Raw genomic sequence first — 17,136 nt, forward strand, 5'->3', positions numbered from 1 at the left:
TGGCGTCGTTGAAGACGCAGGTGCCCGCGCGATGCTCGGTCAGCATGGGAAAGTTCTGCGCCGTGAAGATGCCTGGTGTCCCGCCGCCTGAGACGACGGGCACCGGGATGCCCGCGCCCTTGAAGAGGCCGAGCGCGTGGGCGAAGAACTCGCGCGTCGTGGGCTCGCGGTTGGGAAAGGTCATGAGACCGCGGAACTGCATCTTGGGCAGGCGCGCGACCAGGCGCGCCAGGTCGAACGCGGCCTCGGGAGTCTGGACGCCCGTGCGGCCGAAGCCCGTGTCGCACTCGACCAGGAAGCGCACGTCGAGGCCGTGGCGGACGCCCGCCTCGCTGAGCTCCCGCGCAACGACATCATTGTCGAGGACCACTGTCAGCGCGGGCGCCCGCTTGATGAGCGCCATCAGGCGGTCGGTCTTGGCGCGGCCGAGGATGTTGTAGGTCAGCAGGATGTCATCCGCCACGCCCGCGTCCACGAAGACCTCGACCTCGCCGATCTTCTGGCAGGTGATGCCCATGGCGCCCGCCTGCATCTGGAGCTTTCCGATGGCGGGGATCTTGTGGGTCTTGATGTGCGGGCGGTTGCCGATGCCGTGCTTCGCCAGGTGCGCCTGCACCCGGCGGATGTTGTCTTCCATGATGTCGAGGCGGACGGTGACGGCGGGCGTGTCGAGGTCGCTGACGGCGTTCATGCGCGGCTCTCCCGTCGGTGAGGGTGGGCGGCGGGGCGGGCGCTCTCAGACATGCGCGTGGCCGCCGTGCCGGATGCCGAGAACGTAGATGACCTTGCCGAGCGCGATGAACTCGGCGAGGACCCACGTCAGCTCGAGGAGCTCGTCTTCGGTGAAACTGGCGCGGAGTTGCTCCCACTGCGTGTCGTCCACGGCGTGGTGGTCGGCGAAGAGCCGGTCGGCGTAGCGGAGCGCGGCCTTCTCGCGCTCGGAGAAAGGTCCGCGCTCGTAGTCGCGGAGCGCCGCCACCAGCTCCTCGGTGATGCCCTCGCGCCTTCCCAAGGCGTAGCGCGTGGTCATTCAATAGTCGCACTCGTTGAGCTGCGCCAGGCGAAGCCGCGCGAGCTCCTTCGTGCGGTGCTCGACGAGCCCCTTCCGCACCAGCGGCGAGTAGAAGGCGACGAAGCGCGCGAGCGTCCCCGGCAGCCTGGCGAGCGTCAGGATGAAGTTCGGATCGCCGCCGTCGGCCTGCCACTTCTCGAGCATCGCGCGGAGCTCGGGCGAGAGCGCGGCCGGGTCGAGGAGCGGCAGTCGTGGCATGGCGCGCAGGGCGGCGTTAGGGCGCCGTGACCGTGACGGCGCCGGCCGACGAGCTGATGGTGAAGTTGACGTCGCCCTGCTTGGCGTACTGGTACGACGTAAAGCCGGCGGGCGGCGTCGGCACCCTCGCCAGGAACGGCCCGCCGGTGACGCCCCCGGCCGTCCGCGCCTCGGTCAGATCCTCGATGGACCCGGGCAGCACCCCGAAGGTCGCCTGGTACTGGCGGATGGCGCTCGCGATGGCCTGGGCGTCGGCGCGCGCCTTGGTAGCGCGCGCGGCGGGCAGGTCCTCGCTGATGCCTTTCTGCTCTCTCTGGCACGCCGGCAGCGCAAGTGCCATCAGCGCGACCGCCACGACCGCCGCTCTCACCATGGGCGCCATTATGCCAGAGCACCCAACGATGCTAGTACCGGGCCTAGTACCGGGCATCCTTGGGCTTGTCTCCGTTGGGCCAGTCGCCCTTCTTCGCCTTGAAGTCGGGTCGCGGCTGCCGCGTGAAGTAGGCGGCGACGTCGTATGCCTCCTGGGCGGTGAGCGGAACGCCGCCCAGCGGCATCTTGGCCTTGACGAAGGCCGCGGCCGTGTCGAGGCGAGCCATGCCGGCGCCGATATTAAAGGAGCTCGATCCCCAGAGCGCCGGGAACACCACCTGCCCGCCCGCGCCCGTCACCCCCTGCCCCGAGGCGCCGTGGCATGCCGCGCATCTCTCGGTGTACAGCGTCCGGCCCTTCACGGGATCGGCCGCGTGAGGCGCCTCGATGCTCTTGAATCCGCGGCCTGTCACGGACACACCCGTTGGCACGTCCTTCGACAGCCACCAGATGAAGGAGAGGAGGCCGCGCATCGCGCCCGAGTCGAGCCGCAGGGGCTTGCCGTTCATCGAGCGGCGGAAGCACTCGTTGATGCGGTCGGAGAGCGTGATCACCTGCCCACTCCGCGGGTCGTACTCGGGATAGACGCCCCAGAGTCCGACCCACGGCGAGGCGTTCGGCGCGCGGGCGCCCTGGAGGTGACAGCTCGTGCACGAGAGCCCCGCGCCGACGTTCGCCTTGACGGAGGCGGAGGTCTGCTCGGCTATCCTCTGGCCAAACGAGATGGCGTCGCCAAGGGGGTCGGCCGCGATGGTGTCCGTGGCCGGAGGTGCCCAGGGCGCGTCGGCGGCGCGAGCGGCGCCGGCGGATGCCAGGAGCAGGAGGGCAACGAGAACTATGCTAACGCGCACGGCCGTCTACTGCATAGGCGAGTACGCCGTCGGTTTGAGGATCTGCGCCGTGAGCCGGCTGATGAGCGGCCCGTTCTTCTCGGTCTCGGCGAATTTCGCGAGGCGTTCCTTGTCGGCGACGAAGGCCGTCCACTTCTTCTCGCGGTCGGCGAGGCTGTCCCAGCCCAGCATGTAGATCAGCTGCTCGGACGAGCCGCCCAGCTCGTTGGTCCAGAAGCCGACGACCTGGATGCCGTACTGCTTGAAGTAGCCCATCGTGATGTCCGCGAAGCGGCGGCTGATGTCGGGCAGGCGTCCGGGCATGGCGTAGTAGGTGCGGAGCTCGTAGAGCATGGCGGTAGTCTCCTTGTCGGTAGGGTGTGCGCGGCAGGCCCGAATCTAGACGCGGGCCCGTTCGCTGTCAATTGCTCATTTGCGTCCCCATTTACTTTGGAGGCCCAAAAGCATTATGGTACTGGGCCATGGCCGACAAATTCGTCACCCTGCCCGAGATCCGGAAGCACGCCAAGAAGGTCCTGCCGAGAGACGCGTGGAACTTCGGCGACGGCGCCGCCGAGAGCGAGACCACGCTGCGCCGCAACCGGCGCGCCATCGACCGCCTCGCCATCCGCCAGGACATCCTGGTGGACGTCCGCGAAATCGACCTCCGCACATCCCTGCTGGGCCTGCCGCTGTCGTGGCCCGTGGTGATCGCGCCCATGGGCGGGCTCATCCTCTTCCATCCGGAAGGCGACCGCGAGATGGCCCGCGGCGCCGCGCAGGGCGACACGCTGCAGTTCCTCTCGGGCGCGGCGGGCTGGTCGGTGGAGGACGTCGCCAAGGCGAGCCCGGGCCCGAAGATGTTCCAGCTCTACCACCACGGCGACCGCGCGTGGGCGGCCGATCTCCTCGCGCGCGTCGAGGCCTCGGGCTATCAGTCCGTGGTCCTCACCGTGGACGTCCAGGTCTACGGCAGGCGCGAGCGCGACATCGTCCACCGCTTCAGCCCGCGCGACGCGATGTCGCATGCGCCCAACCCGCGTGGCCCCGACGGCAGCTACCCGGAGCGCCTGACCTGGGATGACGTGGCGTGGCTCAAGCAGACCACACGCCTGCCCATCGGGATCAAGGGCATCATGACCGCGCGCGACGCCAAGCGCGCCGTCGAGGCCGGCGTGGACATCGTCTGGGTATCGAACCACGGCGGCCGCCAGCTCGACCACACCCAGGGCTCGATCGACGCCCTGCCGCCGATCGTGGACGCCGTTGCGGGCGCCGCCGCCATCGTGGTGGACGGCGGCTTCACCCGCGGTACGGCGGTGCTGAAGGGCTTGGCGCTCGGCGCGACGGTCGTCGCGGTGGGACGCACGGTGCTGTGGGGACTTGCTGCCGACGGCGCCGCGGGCGTCGCCTGCGCGCTCGACATCCTGCGCCGCGAGCTCCGCACGACGATGGCGCTCTCGGGCCAGACGAGCGTCAAGAACCTGGAACGAGACTTGGTCTTCCGCGTGGACTGACGCGCGGCCTACGGCGCTGCGCCGACGAACCCCTCGACGGGAATCAGGCGCTTCGCGACAGGGTCCACCGCCAGGAAGAGGCTCTCGAGCGCGACAGCGCCCAGCAGCGCGGGGCCGTCGGGCGCGATGAAGCAAGGCATGGTGACGCCCGGGCCATCGAGGGACAGGCTCACTTCGGCCACGGGCCAATCGGCCCGCTGGCCCCTGGCGATCAACACCTGCTGCGAGCGCCGGACCGCCAGTTCCAGCCGCTCGGCCAGCGATCGCGGGACGACGAGGAGCGTTGCGCCAGTGTCGACCAGGAGCTCGGCGTCTTCGCTGCGTCCCGTGGGTCCGGTCAGGCGTCCCCTCACGCGGAACAGTCCCATAGCCTCGACTCTAGGTTCAGCGCGGCGACCCCGCAAGTGTTTCAGCAACGATACGGTGAAAAGCGGGAGCACCCACGCCCACTGAGGTCCGGAGCCGATAAGGGCCTTTGTCGTTCCTATGCTCCTCGCGTGATCATCCCTTGAGCAATGCGTCGGTCTTCGCCGCCATGATGAAGTCGTTCCTGTGAAGCGCGTGGATCTTGTGGGTCCACCACGTCACCGTCACCCTCCCCCATTCGGTCAGTAGGGTTGGGTGGTGGCCTTCCTCCTCGGCGAGGGAGCCAACGTGATTGGTGAAGGTCAGAGCGTCGGCAAAGCTTGCGAAGCGGAACACCCGCTCCAAGCGCTGGACACCTTCGCGCTCGACCAGTTCCCATTCGGGGATCTGAGGCTTGAGTTCCGCGATCTCTGCCTCGGTCACCCGCGGCGAGTCGCGGCGGCAGGCGACGCACCGTTCTCTGGCCAGGCTGCTCACGCGTGCATCTCAGTCCCTCGCCGTCTGTGAGGGCTCGACTGCCATCGCGACGAACTCTTCCACGCTGTGGCGATGCGGGCGGCCATCCTGGGCGCAGGAGATCAGCCGGTCCGCTTGCCGGACAACGGTCCAGTCAGCGTAGGCAGCGGCGAGCTCCCTGGGCGCAAAGTGGTCCACGACTTCGCCCTTCTCGACGTAGACGACTCGGTTGGTGAAGACGATGTGGGCATGGCGGCCACCTGGGCGCGTTAGCGCCTTGAGCCGTCCAAAGAGTCGCGCTCGCTCACGGCGGGGCACGTAGTGGATGGACCCGCAGGAGTAAATGAGATCGAAGGGACCGTCCACCTTGACGCGGGACATACCGCCCGGGATCCAACGGACCGTAACCCCCTTCTCACGCGCCAGCCGTTCCGCCTTGCGGAGCCCCGCCCGGGACGCATCCACCGCCGTCACGTCGCAACCCTGGCTCGCGAAGAAGACGCTGTCTCGCCCTTCGCCGCAACCGAGGTCGAGCACTCGCGCGCCAGGCGGCAGGAGCGCGCCGACCTCCTTGGCCAGCCGCGAGGGGGCAGTTCCCCAGATGTATGTCCTCGGAGTCCTCGCATATTCTTGGGCCCACGGGCTTCGCATCGCGGTACTCACCCTCTGGCGGAGCGGGCGCGCGAGCGCCAGGAAGGCACCACACTCGCGCAGAAACGATGTCCGTCGCGGTTCTCGTGCGGGCACCGGAAATATTCCTTCCTGCAGCGCTCCAGCGAGCCGGGCGCGACAGAGCAAGTGCCGGCCACTCTAGCCGCCTCGCTTGCGCCGCAGGAGGGTGTCCGCCTCCCGCGCAACCGCGATCAGCAGATGTCCCATCTTCGGGTGCTCGGGGTGTAGGTCGGGCTGGATGCCGTGCCCCTGGAGCGCTTGTGTAGTGATGGGACCGATCGACACGACCACCGTTCTGCCGCGGAGCGCCTCACGAAGCGCGTCTGCGCGCCCCATCTCGGCCGCCACGCGGAACACGTTGTCCACCTGGTTGGCGCTGGTGAATAGCGCCACCTCCACGTCGCCCGCCGCCAGCCGATCGATGGCGGCCCTCAGTGGGCCCATGTCCTCGGGCAGCGCCCACCCGTACACCGGGACCGCCGTGACGCGGGCTCCGCGCTGCCGTAGCCCGACCAGCAGCTCTTCGTTGCGCGCGCCGTACTCCTGAACGGCGACGCGCTTTCCCGCGACCGGGAGCTTGAGGTCCAGCGCCGAAAGCAGGTCGCGCCAGGTATTCGGCTCGGGCACCGCGAGCGCCGGCGCGAGGCCAACCTCCTTGAGCGCGGCGATTGGTTTGGGCCCGCGGCAGACCAGTGTGAGCCGTCCCAGCGCCTTCACCACCTCGTCCTTCGGCCAGCGCGTCGCGCACGCGGCGATCAACATCCGCGTGCCGACACCGGTCAGCAGCATCAGCACGTCCCAGTCGCCGGCGAGAAGTGTCTCGCCGAACGCGAGCGCTTCGCGCTGGTCGGTCAGCGGGACCTCGCGCATGGACGGCGCCTGGATCGGCTCGCCGCCGTAGTTGCGGATCAGTTCAGCCATCTCCGCCGACCGGCGGCTCTCGAAGCTGACTACCCGCAGCCCGTTCAACGCGTGAGGCATGGCACCTGTCTAAGACTCCCCGAGCCCGACGAGCACCAGGGTGCCATCCTCGACCCGCCGAAACGCAAAGCGATCCTCGCCCTCCGGCCGCTTCACACTTCGATCTCGATGTCGGCGCCGGTGACCCGCACCGGGTAGCTCCTGACCTCTCGTCCCGCCGGCGGCCCCATGACAGCCCCGGTCTTGATGTCGAACCTCGCCCCGTGCCAGGGGCATGTCACTTCGGCTCCCTCGACCGTCCCTTCGGACAGCGGCCTCCTCGATGCGTGCACGTATCGCTCAGCGCGTGGAACGCTTCTCCCACGCGAAAGAGGGCGATCTTCTGGCCTTCCACTTCGACCAGCTTGGCCTGCTGGTCTTCCACCTCATCGGTCGTGGCCACCTTCATGAATTTGGGCATCGCCCCTTCCTCCTCTGGGTCGGTTCAGTCTTCGACCGCTCCTTCCTTCAGCCGCTTTCCCCCGGGGTTCGCCAGCCTCAGTTCTTCGTCGTGCAAGGCTTGACCGCGGGGTTGTCGACGAAGAACTGCTTGTTCACCTCGATGAAGTTCTTCCAGTTGGTCGGCGTCTCGTCCTCGGCGAAGATCGCCTTCACCGGGCACACCGGCTCGCAGGCGCCGCAGTCGATGCACTCATCCGGGTGGATGTAGAGCATCTCCGGCCCCTCGTAAATGCAGTCGACCGGGCAGACCTCGACACAGGCCTTGTCCTTGACGTTGATGCACGGCTCCGCGATGACGTACGCCATGGTGATCTTCCCTCCCCCTGCTCTGCGGCTCCCTCAGGCGTCCGCGAAGCCAGCCCTGTCCTCCGCGAGCCTGCCGTAGGCAAGCCGCCCGGAACCTGTCAACGAGAATGAGACCGCGGGTCACGAGTTTAGTGTGTGAGCGCCTCCTCGATTGCTCGGGTCCTGGGGGAATCGATCCAGACCTCGGTTGGCGCCGCCGCCGGCTTCGGTGGGCCGACGGGAAACCGCGCGGGATGTGCCGCGTACGCCGCGGCGAGCACGGTCGCTCGCTCGGCCACCCGGTGCTCGGCCAGTCACTGCGGCCACACGACTCGCCCGTCAACCGCAATGGAGGCGACCATGCGCGGCTCTAGCGTCATCCTTCGACCACGCTGGGGGGACAGTAGCTCCTCGGGCTGGAGGTCGCGAACCCGCAAGAAGACCAGCTGGCCGCCTTCCATTCCCTCGAAGCTCATTCCGCCGAAACCCACATGGGCGGCGCCACCGCCATCGTCGGCGAAGACGATCTGATCGGTTGGCAGGGGCACCTGTGCTCCGTCTCCGAAGACGACAGACGTTCCAGGGGGACCGTTCTGCAGGATCGGCAGCTTCGACACGACCTCCGGTTCGCGGCTGATGCGGGTACCGGGAACGAACTCGATGAGCAGTGGATAATTGTTCACGCTCGTCCTCCTACGCCGTCGGCGTCGCGGCGGCGCGCCCTCGGTGGAACTTCTCCATCTCCTGGTTGGCGCGTACGATCACCGCCAGCTTCTCCTCGACGGCGCCGAGTTGCAGGCCGGGGATGGCGAAGTAGGCCTCAGTGTCGTCGGCGCCGGTGTAGACGCGGTTGCCGATGCAGCCGAAGCTTGCGGCGGTGCGCGCCGAGTTGATCGCCTCCGGCAGCACGGCGCAGGTGGGCCGCCCCATGGTTGCCCCGGTGCCGGCCACGCCCGCCACCTGCAGCGCCGTCTTGCGCGTCGGGATCTGCGGCACATCCTCCATCTTGAGGTACGAAAGACGCACCATCGTTTGCACCAGGCCCATCATCTCCTGCTTTTCCGCCGGCGAGAGCGTCACGTTGTGCGTGTGCGCCCCCACCAGGCAGCGCTTGTGATCGTCGGCGACGGTGAGGAACACCTCCCCGGCGGCGGCGCGTCGACGAACGTGATGGCCACCGGGGCTGAGGTGAGGCTCAGCAGCTCTGTGAGCGACGTCTGCGACATGGCTTTCCTCCTGGGTCGACAGACCATACATCGCGGCGACGCCGACCACCACGGTTTCGCCGTCCAGCTCTGCGCGCGGCAGAGCCTGCCAATAGGAATGAGACGGTGGGCTCACCAGTTTAGCTTAGTCTGATCCCCGCCGCCATCGCGGGCGTGTCCCCGGCCGGGACCTGGCCGGCCGGGGCCGGGCTCTAGGCTTCCGCCCCGAGCCCCTGCGTAGGTTCACCGGAGCAGGGGCTCGGCCCTTCCAAGTGTCTCAGCAACGATTCGGTGAAAAGCGGGAGCGCCGACGGAACCTGTCAATGAGAATGAGACAGCCAGGGCATGAGTTTAGAGTCTAACTTACTTTGTCCGCATGAGGTTGAACCTGAGCGGGGTGGCGCTATTCACGATGCCGGTCATAGCATCGTCCTTGACTGTCAGATACCCGCTGATCATACCGCTCGGAACGGTAAGCCGATACTCATCCCCGGAGACGGAGCCGCCGACCGGACCGATCACGTTGCGGGCCGGTGTGACCAGGTTGATGCGCCCCGTCACGTCGGCATCCTTTTGCTCGAGTACCATCTGAACTTGACCGCCCAGAGGACGATTCGTACTCTCCCAGGTTCCTACCCAAGTCCCGGTCACGTTCACCGTCGGTGCTGCGGGTGGCGCGCTGGCACAGCCGCTCATCAACACCAGAAGGCCGATCAATAGCGACCGCATGACGTTCATCGCGATTCCTCCTCAGCAAAAGGGTCACGTCGCCACTCCGCCTCGGCCGCACCCGCCGTGGCTACTGGATCACCTCGCTCGCCCGCAGGACCAGTGACGGTGGGACGGTTACGCCCAGGGTCCTGGCTGTCCTCAGATTAATCACCAGCTTAAACTTGGTCGGCCGCTCGTCGGCAGGTATCCCGCCCCGAACCAAAGCAAGGACCCTTCATGCCTTCTCCACGGACTGGCCAAGGGCGTGCCGCCTACTCTGTCCGCATGAGGATTGTTGCCTGGGCGCGCTGGTGCATCACTCAATTACCCGATCCGCTCGCAAGAGAAGTGCCGGGGGAATCGTCAGACCGAGGGCCTTGGCAGTCCTCATGTTCACGACGAACTCAAGCTTCCGTGGTCGGTCCACGGGCAGGTCCGCGGCTTTGGCCCCCTTGAGGATCTTGTCAACATAGATCGCGGTATACCGGAAGATGTCCGTTACGTTCGGTGCGTACGCCATCAGACAGCCAGCCTCAGCATACTCGCCAATCTCAAAGATGCCGGGCAGCCGGTGCTTGAGAGACAGTTCGACGATCCGCTTGCGCTCGCGGTAGTAGTGGGGCCCCTGCAGCCCGAGCACGGCCTGCACCCGTTCTCGGGCCATGGTCTCGAAGGCCTGGTCGATCTGCTCGGCGATCCTCTCGACCGGGTCGGCGCCCGAGATCTCGACGAGCTGGAGCTTGACCTTCAGCCCTCGCGCGGCGGCCTCGACGTCAGTCACCATCCGATCGCGAAGCGGGTGGTTCGAGGGGACGAGCACGCCGATGCGCGCGGCGGCCGGGAGGGCCTCCTTGAGGAGTTCCAGTCGCTTGGGGTTGAGCTCGATACTGAGCAAGGCGATGCCAGTCATGGTCCCGCCGGGTCGCTGCCTGCTCTGCACCATGCCCGCAGCGACCGGGTCAGAGACTCCGGCGAAAACGATCGGGATCGTTCGGATCGGGGACCAGTTGCTGATTCGCTCGCCAGCATGGGAGGGAATCGGACCAAAGGCGAAGGCGGCCGCTGCCGGGGCGACGATGACATCGGGCGCAAGCTTGACGATCTCCGCGGCGATCTCGGGTCGCTGCTCCGACCTCGATGCATGCCGGTATTCAACGTGCAGGTTCTGTCCGGCCACCCAGCCGAGCTCGCGCAGTCCCTCGCGAAACGCCTCGAGGTAGGGTCGATCGGGTATCGGAGTGATATCCGAAAGAAACACGACCGTCGCCGTCCTTGTCGCGCGCTGCGCCTCGGCGGTGAGCCGAGGACCCGAGAGGATGAGGGCGAGAGCAAGCACAACGGCGGGGGAAAGGACCATCCACCTACCGGATGCCGAGCCCGTCGGTGCTCCCACCACGGTCGGCCTCACCTTCTCTCGATCTCGCGATGCTGTTGAGGCCAGGATTTCCGATCCGTCATACTCTCCCCTCTGGGTCAGGGTCGGTGACGCCTCAGCATAGCTCTACTCCAGACCGCCCGTCGGGCGCGATTTCGGTGGCGCCGGTCGCGGGGGGATTGATCCAGACGTCCGTGGGGAGCGCTGGCGGTTGGGGGGGGCCACCGGGGAAGCGTTCGGGGTGCGCACCATAGGCTGTGGCCAGCACAGCCGCCCGTGCCGCCACCCGCTGCTCGGCGAGGCCGTGGTGCACGACGTAGGGCGTCAGCAGCCCAAGGCTGGTGTGATGATGTTCGGTGTTGTACCACGGAAAGAAGACGTGGCAGTGGGCCCGGGCGTCTTGGATCGAACCAAACCGCCCCGGGAACGCCGGCCGGTACTTCAGGGTCTTGAACTGGGCCTCGGAGAACGGGTTGTCGTTGGACACGTGGGGCCGGCTGCGCGTTTTCGTGATCCCCAGGTCGGCCAGCAGGAAGGCGACGGACTTGGACGTCATGGCCGAGCCACGGTCGGCGTGGATCGTCAGCTGTTCGCGGCCGATCCCCTGGCGGGCGCACGTCTCGTGGATGAACTGCTCGGCGAGCGTCGCGCTCTCCCGGTGGGCTACCATCCAGCCGACGACGTAGCGGCTGAAGACATCGAGCATGACGTACAAGTAGAAGTACGTCCACTTCGCCGGCCCGAGCAGCTTCGTGATGTCCCAACTCCACAGCTCGTTGGGCCGGCGGGCCAGCAGCTCCGGGACCGTGTAGCAGGGATGCCGGAGCTGGTTCCGCCGCTCGCGCACCTCCTGGTGCTCCGCGAGGACGCGGTACATCGTGCGTTCAGAGCAGAGATAGTGTCCCTCGTCCAGCACCGTGGCGTAGACCTCGGCCGGGGCGAGATCCATGAACCGTGGTTCGTGCAAGCGGGCGAGGACGGCGGCGGGCTCGCCGGCGCTGAGCGCCCGGGGTGGTCGCCCGCGCCGCGGCGAGGGACACTGGGGCCGCCGCCGACGGTAGTAGGTCGCGCGCAGCACGCTGCCGCCAGCGCACGCTCTCGCGCTCCAGCTCGGCCATCCGCTTGTCCCGCGGGTCCGGCACTCGGGCCACGGGCCCGCGCTTCTTCGGACCCAACCCGGCCAGCTCCCCGCGCTCCCGGGCCGCCCGCCAGGTCGTCAGATGCGACGAGTACAGGCCCTCCCGACGCAGGAGCGCCCCGACCGCCCCGGGGGTCTTACACCCGTCGGCCTCCCGGACGATCTTCCGCTTGTACTCCAGGGGGAACCGCCGCCGCGTCGCCTTCGCCGCCACTTCGATCTCTGCCCCACCGCGAGCCCGCTCCAGGGTGCTCATCGGCCTCCGATCCTGTCTCGCCCTCGACATTAAACTCCCAGGGGGTTACTGTCTCACTCACGTTGGCAGAGAGGGCGACGCCCACTGAGGTCCGGAGCCGATAAGAGCCTTTTTGTTTCCTATGCTCCATCTTGCCGGCGGCTTCGGATAGACCGTCAATTCAGTCTCGAGCGCCGTGGGCAGTGACTCGTGCTCAGGCGTCCCCTCACGCGGAACAGTCCCATGGCTCCGACTCTACGCCGAGCGCTGAGAGCCTCGCAAGTGTCGCAGCAACGATACGGTGAAGAGCAGGATCGCCGCTGGTGACTTGTGGCATTCTCACCGCTGTGACAGCAGCTACATCCGTGCGGAGGCAAGGCTGGCGCCGGGCATGAACGAAGCTGACACTTGCCGGAGGCAAGTCGTGCCCCTTCTTCAGAATCTGCAATACATGCTCCAGTTCGACGTGGCGTTCCCGCCGGACAAGATTCGCCAGACAGTGTCTGGCGAATCTGCCTTGAACATTCGCTCGACGCTGTCGAACAAATCTGAGACGCTGTCTCGGATTTTCACCCTTGACGCCCTAGCGATGGCCGCGACGGGGTCCGCGTGAATTGCGTGGCGTCGGGGCCGGAGCGAGCGTCGGAGTGACGGACCGCCGATGATTCGGCTCTCCGAGCGTACCTACGAGGAAGCCGCCAGGCTCGCCCGTGATCCGAAGGCGGTGATCATGTTTCCGCTGGGCGCCATCGAAGAGCATGGTCCGCACCTCCCGCTGCTCGTGGACTTGCTGGGCGCGGAGGAGCTGGCGCGGGTGGTCGCGCCCTACCTGCGGCGCGCGGGCTGGCGACCCGTGCTCGTGCCGTCGATGCCCTACGGCGCGAGCCCGCTCGCCGAGGATTGGAGCGGCACGGTGTCGCTCTCGATCGGGACGCTGCGGCGGGTGGTGGGGGAAATCATTCGCGGTCTCGCCCGCCACGGCTTCCGGCGGTTCGTGCTCACCAACTATCAGGCGGATCCAGGGCACCTCCGGGCCATGGCCCTCATCAAGCGCTCTGCCGAAAGGCGCGGCCGGGTGCAGGTGCTCTTCGCCGGTTTCGCACCGGGCCGCTCGAATGCGACCATGGTCAATCCCCGCATCACGGCGCTGCTCCGGAGTCCGCGGCCGAACCGAGAGTGGCACTCGGGCGAGCTCGAGACGGCCACGGTGCTGGCTGTTCGGCCTCGACTCGTTCGTCGCGCCCTCGCGCGCCGACTGCCGCCCGCCTGGGTGGATGTGAAGCGCGCGCTGGCTGAGGGTCGCACCACATTCAGAAAGATGAACCCGAAAGGCCGGGGATACTTCGGCTGGCCGGCGGCGGCGCGCGCCGAGACCGGCCGCGCCGCCCTCAAGCTCCGGGCCCGATTGATCTCGCAGGATCTGATCTCCGCGCTCCAGAGTTGGCACCCAGCGCGGAGAGCCAACCGCAAGGCCCGTGGCTGAACGTGAGCGGACTATGGGGCCAGCTGCTAACGCACGGCTGAGCGGCCGGCGCTTCGGGCCCTCGCATGGTGGGAAGAGTTTGGCGCCGGTCCGCTCCAGGCGCTTGTTCGGCTGCTACGCCGCCGCCGGTGCTTGAGGCCGCTGTGATGTGATGATGTACGCGTGCTTGATGGTCTGGCCAAAGAAGTCGCTGTCTCTCACTTCCACCCGGCCATGCTCGATCGGCATCGCACGGTTGAGGGCCTGAACGCCGGGGTCCTGGGGGTTGATGACGACGATCCGCGAGAGGCTGGTCAAAACCTGCGCGCCCAGTCGTGACTTGATCTGGCTGACGAAGTAGTCGACGACGCTTTGCGTGTCATCTCCGGCCCACGGAGCAGAAACGATCAAGTCCCAACAATTGGGAGCCCCTTCGCGCATGAAGAGGGCGAAGAGCGCGAAGGGCCCCCTCTCCTCGGCAATGTGCGCTTCGAGTTCGGTGAACTTCTCTGTGAGCTCGGCTGTTGTCATAGAATCGCCACCATCTCCTCGGCTGCCTGAATCATCGCCATTGCGCCAGGTTGCTGCACCACCCCGACAGCATTGTATCGCGACTCGACCGTCCACCTGGCCACGGCGTTCCAGAGCGGAAAGTGGTTCTGCATGATCCGCGGGCCCTGCCCTGACAGGCGCAGCAGGACGTCAAGGTCGTGGGTCTGGAAGCTTCTGTAGGCCTGGAACTGGCTGCCAGTGCTGGGAAACTCTGTCCAGTCGAGAGTCCGGCAGATCCGAGCCTTGAGCGCCACCTCGACGGCGTAGCCGCAAAGATAGGTGGCGCCGTCAAATCGGCCGGCCGTGAGGAGCGCCGTGGCGTCCTCGATTCGGGCACGAGCGATGTTGTCGAGTTCCGCGACTGAGATCATAAAGATGAGGGACTACGCGCCGGCTGGCGAGCTAGAATTCGGCCAAAATGCGTAGCGCCAAGGGCCAAACGAGCGTCGACAGGGTGTGCCGGGATCGCGGCTTACGGCGTCATCAGCCGACGAACCCCTCGACGGGGATCAGGCGCTTCGCGACGGTGACGAGCAGCGTTGCTCCCGTGTCGACCAGGAGGTCAGCGTCTTCGCTGCGGCCCGTGGGTCCAGTCAGGCGTCCCCTTACGCGGAACAATCCCATAGACCCGACTCTAGGACGAGCGTTGAGAGCCCCGCAAGTGTCGAAGATCCGATACGGCGAAGAGCAGGCGTGCCCGCGGCCAGTAACGCCCAAAAGCCAATATTGGCCTTGGTGTCCCCTATGCTCTGGGGAGAGCCGCGGAAGTGTGGCGCCAGAGGGCGGAGCGCAGGAAGAGGAAGGTGAGCACCACGACCATGCCCGCGGCCGGATAGATGGCCGCGGTGCGTGGTCCGGTGAGGGCCACGAGGTAGCCCATCCCGAGCGCGCCGACGGGCGCGCCCCCGGCGAAGCCGAGCTGGAAGATGGCCAGCACGCGGGCGCGGTGGCTCTCTGGTGCCTCGATCTGGGCGATGGTGCGCCCCTGGGTCAGCGTCACGCCGGCGCCGATTCCCCAGACGAGGCAGATCAGCGCGAAGGCCCAGAGCGGCCCCGGCACGGCCATCGCGCCGAGCACGAGCGCGCCCCCGACCATCGCGAGCAGCACGGCGCGCCCGGGACGGCGGAGGGCGCCCAGCCGGATCTGGAGCATGGTGGACGCGATCGTCCCGCCCCAGAAGCACGTGTTGACCAGCGCCAGCTCGCCTGAGCCGCCGCCGTAGACGTCGCGGACGATCAGGGGCAGGATGACCGCGAACGCGCCGCCGTAGAAGACGCCTACCGCCAGCATCGCCGCGATCACCGGAAAGATGCGCTCGGAGCGCGCCACCTCGCGCAGGCCGTCCCGCATCGCCGCGAGCCGGCCCTCGTCGTGGCGGTGCGCGGCGGCGGAGGGCGCGGGCGCGAGGCGTGAGACCGCGACCGCGCCGGCGGCGAGGATGATGGCCTGGCCCACGAGGAGTGCCTGCGCCCCGATCCGCCCCGCCCAGCCCGCCACGACGATGCCGGCGAGCTGGCAGATGAACTGGCCGGCCGACGTCACGGCGATGGCGCGCTCCCGGCCTCGACGCACCACGCGCGTGAGGAGCGCGTCGCGCGCGGGCACCACGAAGGCGCCCAACGTGCCCATGACGATCCCGTAGCCGAGGAGCGAGGGATAGCCGAGGGCCCCGGCAGAGACGATGCCCGCCAGCGCGAGGGGCGCGAGCGCGGCCAGGAGGTGGTAGCGAAGCAGCAGGCGGCGACAGTCGGCGCGATCCGCCACGGCGCCGCCCAGCAGCATGAAGACGATGGCGGGCGCCATCATCGCCATCTGGGCGATGCCCACGCGCTGGGCCGGCTCCTTGAGGACGACGGCGACGAGCCACGGGAAGACGATGCTCTGTATCCCGAAGCTGGTGAACCAGGTGGCGACGCCGCCGAGGTACCAGCGGAACTCGCGCGTCTCGGCCGGGGGAACGATGTGGCCGCTCAGAGACCAGCGAGCCAGCCCACGAAGCCGGCCGCGAGCATCAGCGCGATGGGAGGCAGCCAGCGGCCGTAGAGGACGACGGCGGCCAGGAGCGCCAGCGCCCCCGTCGCCCAGTCCTGGACGCCCGAGCGCGCCAGCGTGTACACGCCCGCCGCCATGAGCCCGATGCCGATCGGCGCCAGCGCGCGCTCGGCGGCGAGCGCCCAGGGACGTTCTCTGAGCGTTTCCCAGTGGCGCGCGATCATGGCCGTGAGGATCGAGACCGGCAGGAACATCGCCGTGCACGCGAGCAGCGCGCCCGCAAGCCCGTGGGCGCGGTAGCCGACGAAGACGGCGACCAGCATGCTGGGCCCCGGCGTCAGCTGGGAGAGCGTGTAGCCGTCCAGGAACTCCCGCGCGCTGACCCACTGGTGGCGGTCCACCACCTGCCGCTCCAGCTCGGGGACGACGCCGAGGCCCCCGCCGACGCAGATCAGGCTGAGCCACAGGAATGTCCATGTCATCCGGGCGAGGTCGAGCATCACGATGTCGGGCGCGGACGATGGATCCACAACGACACCGGCGCCACCAGCAGGACCGCGAGGACCGTGTGGATGTGGAGCGGCCCCACGAGCAGGAAAATCGCGCCCGCCACGAAAAGCTCGCCGCCGCGCCGGATGGAGGTGCGCATGATACGCGCCGTGGTGACGAAGACGAGCCCGACCACGGCGGCGCCAGTGCCGTGCATGGCCGAGGTGGCGTTGGGCGTGAAGCCTATCCGGAAGTAAAGAGCCGCCACCGCGAGCAGGATCAGCGCGCCCGGAACGATGAGCGCGACAGCGCCCCAGAGACCGCCGCGCCAGCCCGCGAGCCTGACGCCGAGGGCCACCGCGAGGTTGGAGTAGTTGGGGCCCGGCAGAAGCTGGGAGAGCGTCAGGTCCTGGATGAACTCGTGATTCGTGATCCACCGCCGCTTTCCCACGAGCCCGGCGTGGAAGTAGACGCTGCGCCCGCCGCCCAGGCTCGTCAGCCCGATCCAGCCGAACACCTTCAGGATCTGGGACAGCCGGACGCGGCCCGTCACCGCCGCTTCCGTGGCGGATCATAGAGGCGTCCCCGCTGGCGCTTCCTGTGGCAGAGGAAGAGCGTGTACTCCACCGCGCGCGCCGACGCGCGCAGGCACCGCGCGTGCGAGCGGAGCGTCTCCAGGTAGCGGAGCCACTGCCCCACCGTGAAGCCGCGGCCGGCCGGGTTGGCGTCCACACCGCGCATCGCGTACAGCATCTGCCACGCGCGGATGTCGAGCACGCCGTAGCG

26 protein-coding genes and 1 pseudogene are annotated in these 17,136 nt (G+C 67.9%); 2 read left to right on the plus strand and 25 right to left on the minus strand.

The genetic code is table 11. The annotated features are described in order from the left end of the window. The 6 genes from VGV06_20185 to VGV06_20210 form a co-directional block, all read right to left on the minus strand. Positions 1-691, minus strand: a 691-nt coding sequence (locus VGV06_20185; protein HEV2057462.1) for an alanine racemase, incomplete at its 3' end; no start/stop codon positions are given. A 45-nt stretch (positions 692-736) separates the two neighbouring features. Then, positions 737-1,030, minus strand: a complete 294-nt coding sequence (locus tag VGV06_20190; protein HEV2057463.1) for a hypothetical protein — start codon at positions 1,028-1,030, stop codon at positions 737-739. After that, positions 1,031-1,270, minus strand: a complete 240-nt coding sequence (locus tag VGV06_20195; GenBank protein HEV2057464.1) for a hypothetical protein — start codon at positions 1,268-1,270, stop codon at positions 1,031-1,033. Between the two features lie 16 nt (positions 1,271-1,286). After that, entirely contained in the window at positions 1,287-1,643 is a 357-nt protein-coding gene (locus VGV06_20200; GenBank protein ID HEV2057465.1) for a type II secretion system protein GspG, read from the minus strand. Between the two features lie 43 nt (positions 1,644-1,686). Further along, on the minus strand, positions 1,687-2,493 hold the full coding sequence (locus VGV06_20205; GenBank protein ID HEV2057466.1) for a c-type cytochrome: 807 nt from the start codon (positions 2,491-2,493) through the stop codon (positions 1,687-1,689). 6 nt (positions 2,494-2,499) lie between these two features. Then, positions 2,500-2,826 carry an NIPSNAP family protein gene (locus VGV06_20210; GenBank protein HEV2057467.1) on the minus strand — a complete coding sequence of 109 codons (327 nt, stop codon included), beginning with the start codon at positions 2,824-2,826 and terminating at the stop codon, positions 2,500-2,502. A 128-nt stretch (positions 2,827-2,954) separates the two neighbouring features. Here VGV06_20210 and VGV06_20215 point away from each other — a divergent pair, with 128 nt between their 5' ends. Then, the gene (locus VGV06_20215; GenBank protein ID HEV2057468.1) at positions 2,955-3,989 is read left to right on the plus strand and encodes an alpha-hydroxy acid oxidase; all 1,035 of its coding nucleotides are present in this window, start codon (positions 2,955-2,957) and stop codon (positions 3,987-3,989) included. Positions 3,990-3,997: 8 nt separating this feature from the next. Here the strand turns inward: VGV06_20215 and VGV06_20220 are convergent, their stop codons facing one another. From VGV06_20220 to VGV06_20275, 12 genes and pseudogenes are all read right to left on the minus strand, one after another. Beyond that, positions 3,998-4,357, minus strand: coding sequence for an aspartyl protease family protein (locus VGV06_20220; GenBank protein ID HEV2057469.1), 360 nt, complete (start codon positions 4,355-4,357; stop codon positions 3,998-4,000). A gap of 133 nt (positions 4,358-4,490) precedes the next feature. Then, the gene (locus VGV06_20225; GenBank protein ID HEV2057470.1) at positions 4,491-4,832 is read right to left on the minus strand and encodes a 4a-hydroxytetrahydrobiopterin dehydratase; all 342 of its coding nucleotides are present in this window, start codon (positions 4,830-4,832) and stop codon (positions 4,491-4,493) included. A 9-nt stretch (positions 4,833-4,841) separates the two neighbouring features. After that, positions 4,842-5,462 (minus strand): class I SAM-dependent methyltransferase, encoded by a 621-nt coding sequence (locus VGV06_20230; GenBank protein HEV2057471.1) that lies wholly within the window; start codon positions 5,460-5,462, stop codon positions 4,842-4,844. A gap of 159 nt (positions 5,463-5,621) precedes the next feature. Then, on the minus strand, positions 5,622-6,404 hold the full coding sequence (locus VGV06_20235) for a uroporphyrinogen-III synthase (protein ID HEV2057472.1): 783 nt from the start codon (positions 6,402-6,404) through the stop codon (positions 5,622-5,624). 152 nt (positions 6,405-6,556) lie between these two features. Beyond that, a complete protein-coding gene (locus tag VGV06_20240; protein ID HEV2057473.1) occupies positions 6,557-6,685 on the minus strand; it encodes a Rieske 2Fe-2S domain-containing protein in 129 nt (42 codons plus the stop codon). Then, positions 6,682-6,864: a Rieske 2Fe-2S domain-containing protein gene (locus VGV06_20245; protein ID HEV2057474.1), complete on the minus strand. Its 183-nt coding sequence runs from the start codon at positions 6,862-6,864 to the stop codon at positions 6,682-6,684. Before VGV06_20245 ends, VGV06_20240 begins: the two co-directional genes overlap by 4 nt. Before the next feature lie 77 nt (positions 6,865-6,941). After that, a complete protein-coding gene (gene fdxA / locus VGV06_20250; GenBank protein HEV2057475.1) occupies positions 6,942-7,211 on the minus strand; it encodes a ferredoxin in 270 nt (89 codons plus the stop codon). A gap of 293 nt (positions 7,212-7,504) precedes the next feature. Beyond that, entirely contained in the window at positions 7,505-7,873 is a 369-nt protein-coding gene (locus tag VGV06_20255; protein HEV2057476.1) for a hypothetical protein, read from the minus strand. A gap of 10 nt (positions 7,874-7,883) precedes the next feature. Beyond that, the gene (locus VGV06_20260; protein ID HEV2057477.1) at positions 7,884-8,531 is read right to left on the minus strand and encodes a hypothetical protein; all 648 of its coding nucleotides are present in this window, start codon (positions 8,529-8,531) and stop codon (positions 7,884-7,886) included. A 227-nt stretch (positions 8,532-8,758) separates the two neighbouring features. Then, complete coding sequence (locus VGV06_20265; GenBank protein HEV2057478.1) at positions 8,759-9,133, minus strand: hypothetical protein; 375 nt, start codon at positions 9,131-9,133, stop codon at positions 8,759-8,761. Between the two features lie 289 nt (positions 9,134-9,422). Then, positions 9,423-10,514, minus strand: coding sequence for an ABC transporter substrate-binding protein (locus VGV06_20270; GenBank protein HEV2057479.1), 1,092 nt, complete (start codon positions 10,512-10,514; stop codon positions 9,423-9,425). Between the two features lie 82 nt (positions 10,515-10,596). Next, positions 10,597-11,875, minus strand: a pseudogene (locus VGV06_20275) (IS3 family transposase). Positions 11,876-12,515: 640 nt separating this feature from the next. On the opposite strand from VGV06_20275, the gene VGV06_20280 reads away from it, so the two are divergent. Further along, entirely contained in the window at positions 12,516-13,337 is an 822-nt protein-coding gene (locus VGV06_20280; GenBank protein ID HEV2057480.1) for a creatininase family protein, read from the plus strand. A 114-nt stretch (positions 13,338-13,451) separates the two neighbouring features. Here the strand turns inward: VGV06_20280 and VGV06_20285 are convergent, their stop codons facing one another. The 7 genes from VGV06_20285 to VGV06_20315 all read right to left on the minus strand — a co-directional run. Further along, complete coding sequence (locus VGV06_20285; GenBank protein ID HEV2057481.1) at positions 13,452-13,847, minus strand: hypothetical protein; 396 nt, start codon at positions 13,845-13,847, stop codon at positions 13,452-13,454. Then, the gene (locus VGV06_20290) at positions 13,844-14,239 is read right to left on the minus strand and encodes a hypothetical protein (protein HEV2057482.1); all 396 of its coding nucleotides are present in this window, start codon (positions 14,237-14,239) and stop codon (positions 13,844-13,846) included. Before VGV06_20290 ends, VGV06_20285 begins: the two co-directional genes overlap by 4 nt. 112 nt (positions 14,240-14,351) lie before the next feature. Next, complete coding sequence (locus tag VGV06_20295) at positions 14,352-14,492, minus strand: hypothetical protein (GenBank protein HEV2057483.1); 141 nt, start codon at positions 14,490-14,492, stop codon at positions 14,352-14,354. Between the two features lie 118 nt (positions 14,493-14,610). Further along, positions 14,611-15,954 carry an MFS transporter gene (locus tag VGV06_20300; GenBank protein HEV2057484.1) on the minus strand — a complete coding sequence of 448 codons (1,344 nt, stop codon included), beginning with the start codon at positions 15,952-15,954 and terminating at the stop codon, positions 14,611-14,613. After that, on the minus strand, positions 15,840-16,391 hold the full coding sequence (locus VGV06_20305; protein ID HEV2057485.1) for a chromate transporter: 552 nt from the start codon (positions 16,389-16,391) through the stop codon (positions 15,840-15,842). Before VGV06_20305 ends, VGV06_20300 begins: the two co-directional genes overlap by 115 nt. Then, complete coding sequence (locus VGV06_20310; GenBank protein HEV2057486.1) at positions 16,361-16,903, minus strand: chromate transporter; 543 nt, start codon at positions 16,901-16,903, stop codon at positions 16,361-16,363. Before VGV06_20310 ends, VGV06_20305 begins: the two co-directional genes overlap by 31 nt. Then, a partial coding sequence (locus tag VGV06_20315) for a hypothetical protein (GenBank protein HEV2057487.1) occupies positions 16,900-17,136 on the minus strand: 237 nt, incomplete at its 5' end. The genes VGV06_20310 and VGV06_20315, both read right to left, overlap by 4 nt.

Source organism: Candidatus Methylomirabilota bacterium (genome assembly GCA_035936835.1).
Lineage (GTDB): Bacteria > Methylomirabilota > Methylomirabilia > Rokubacteriales > CSP1-6 > AR37.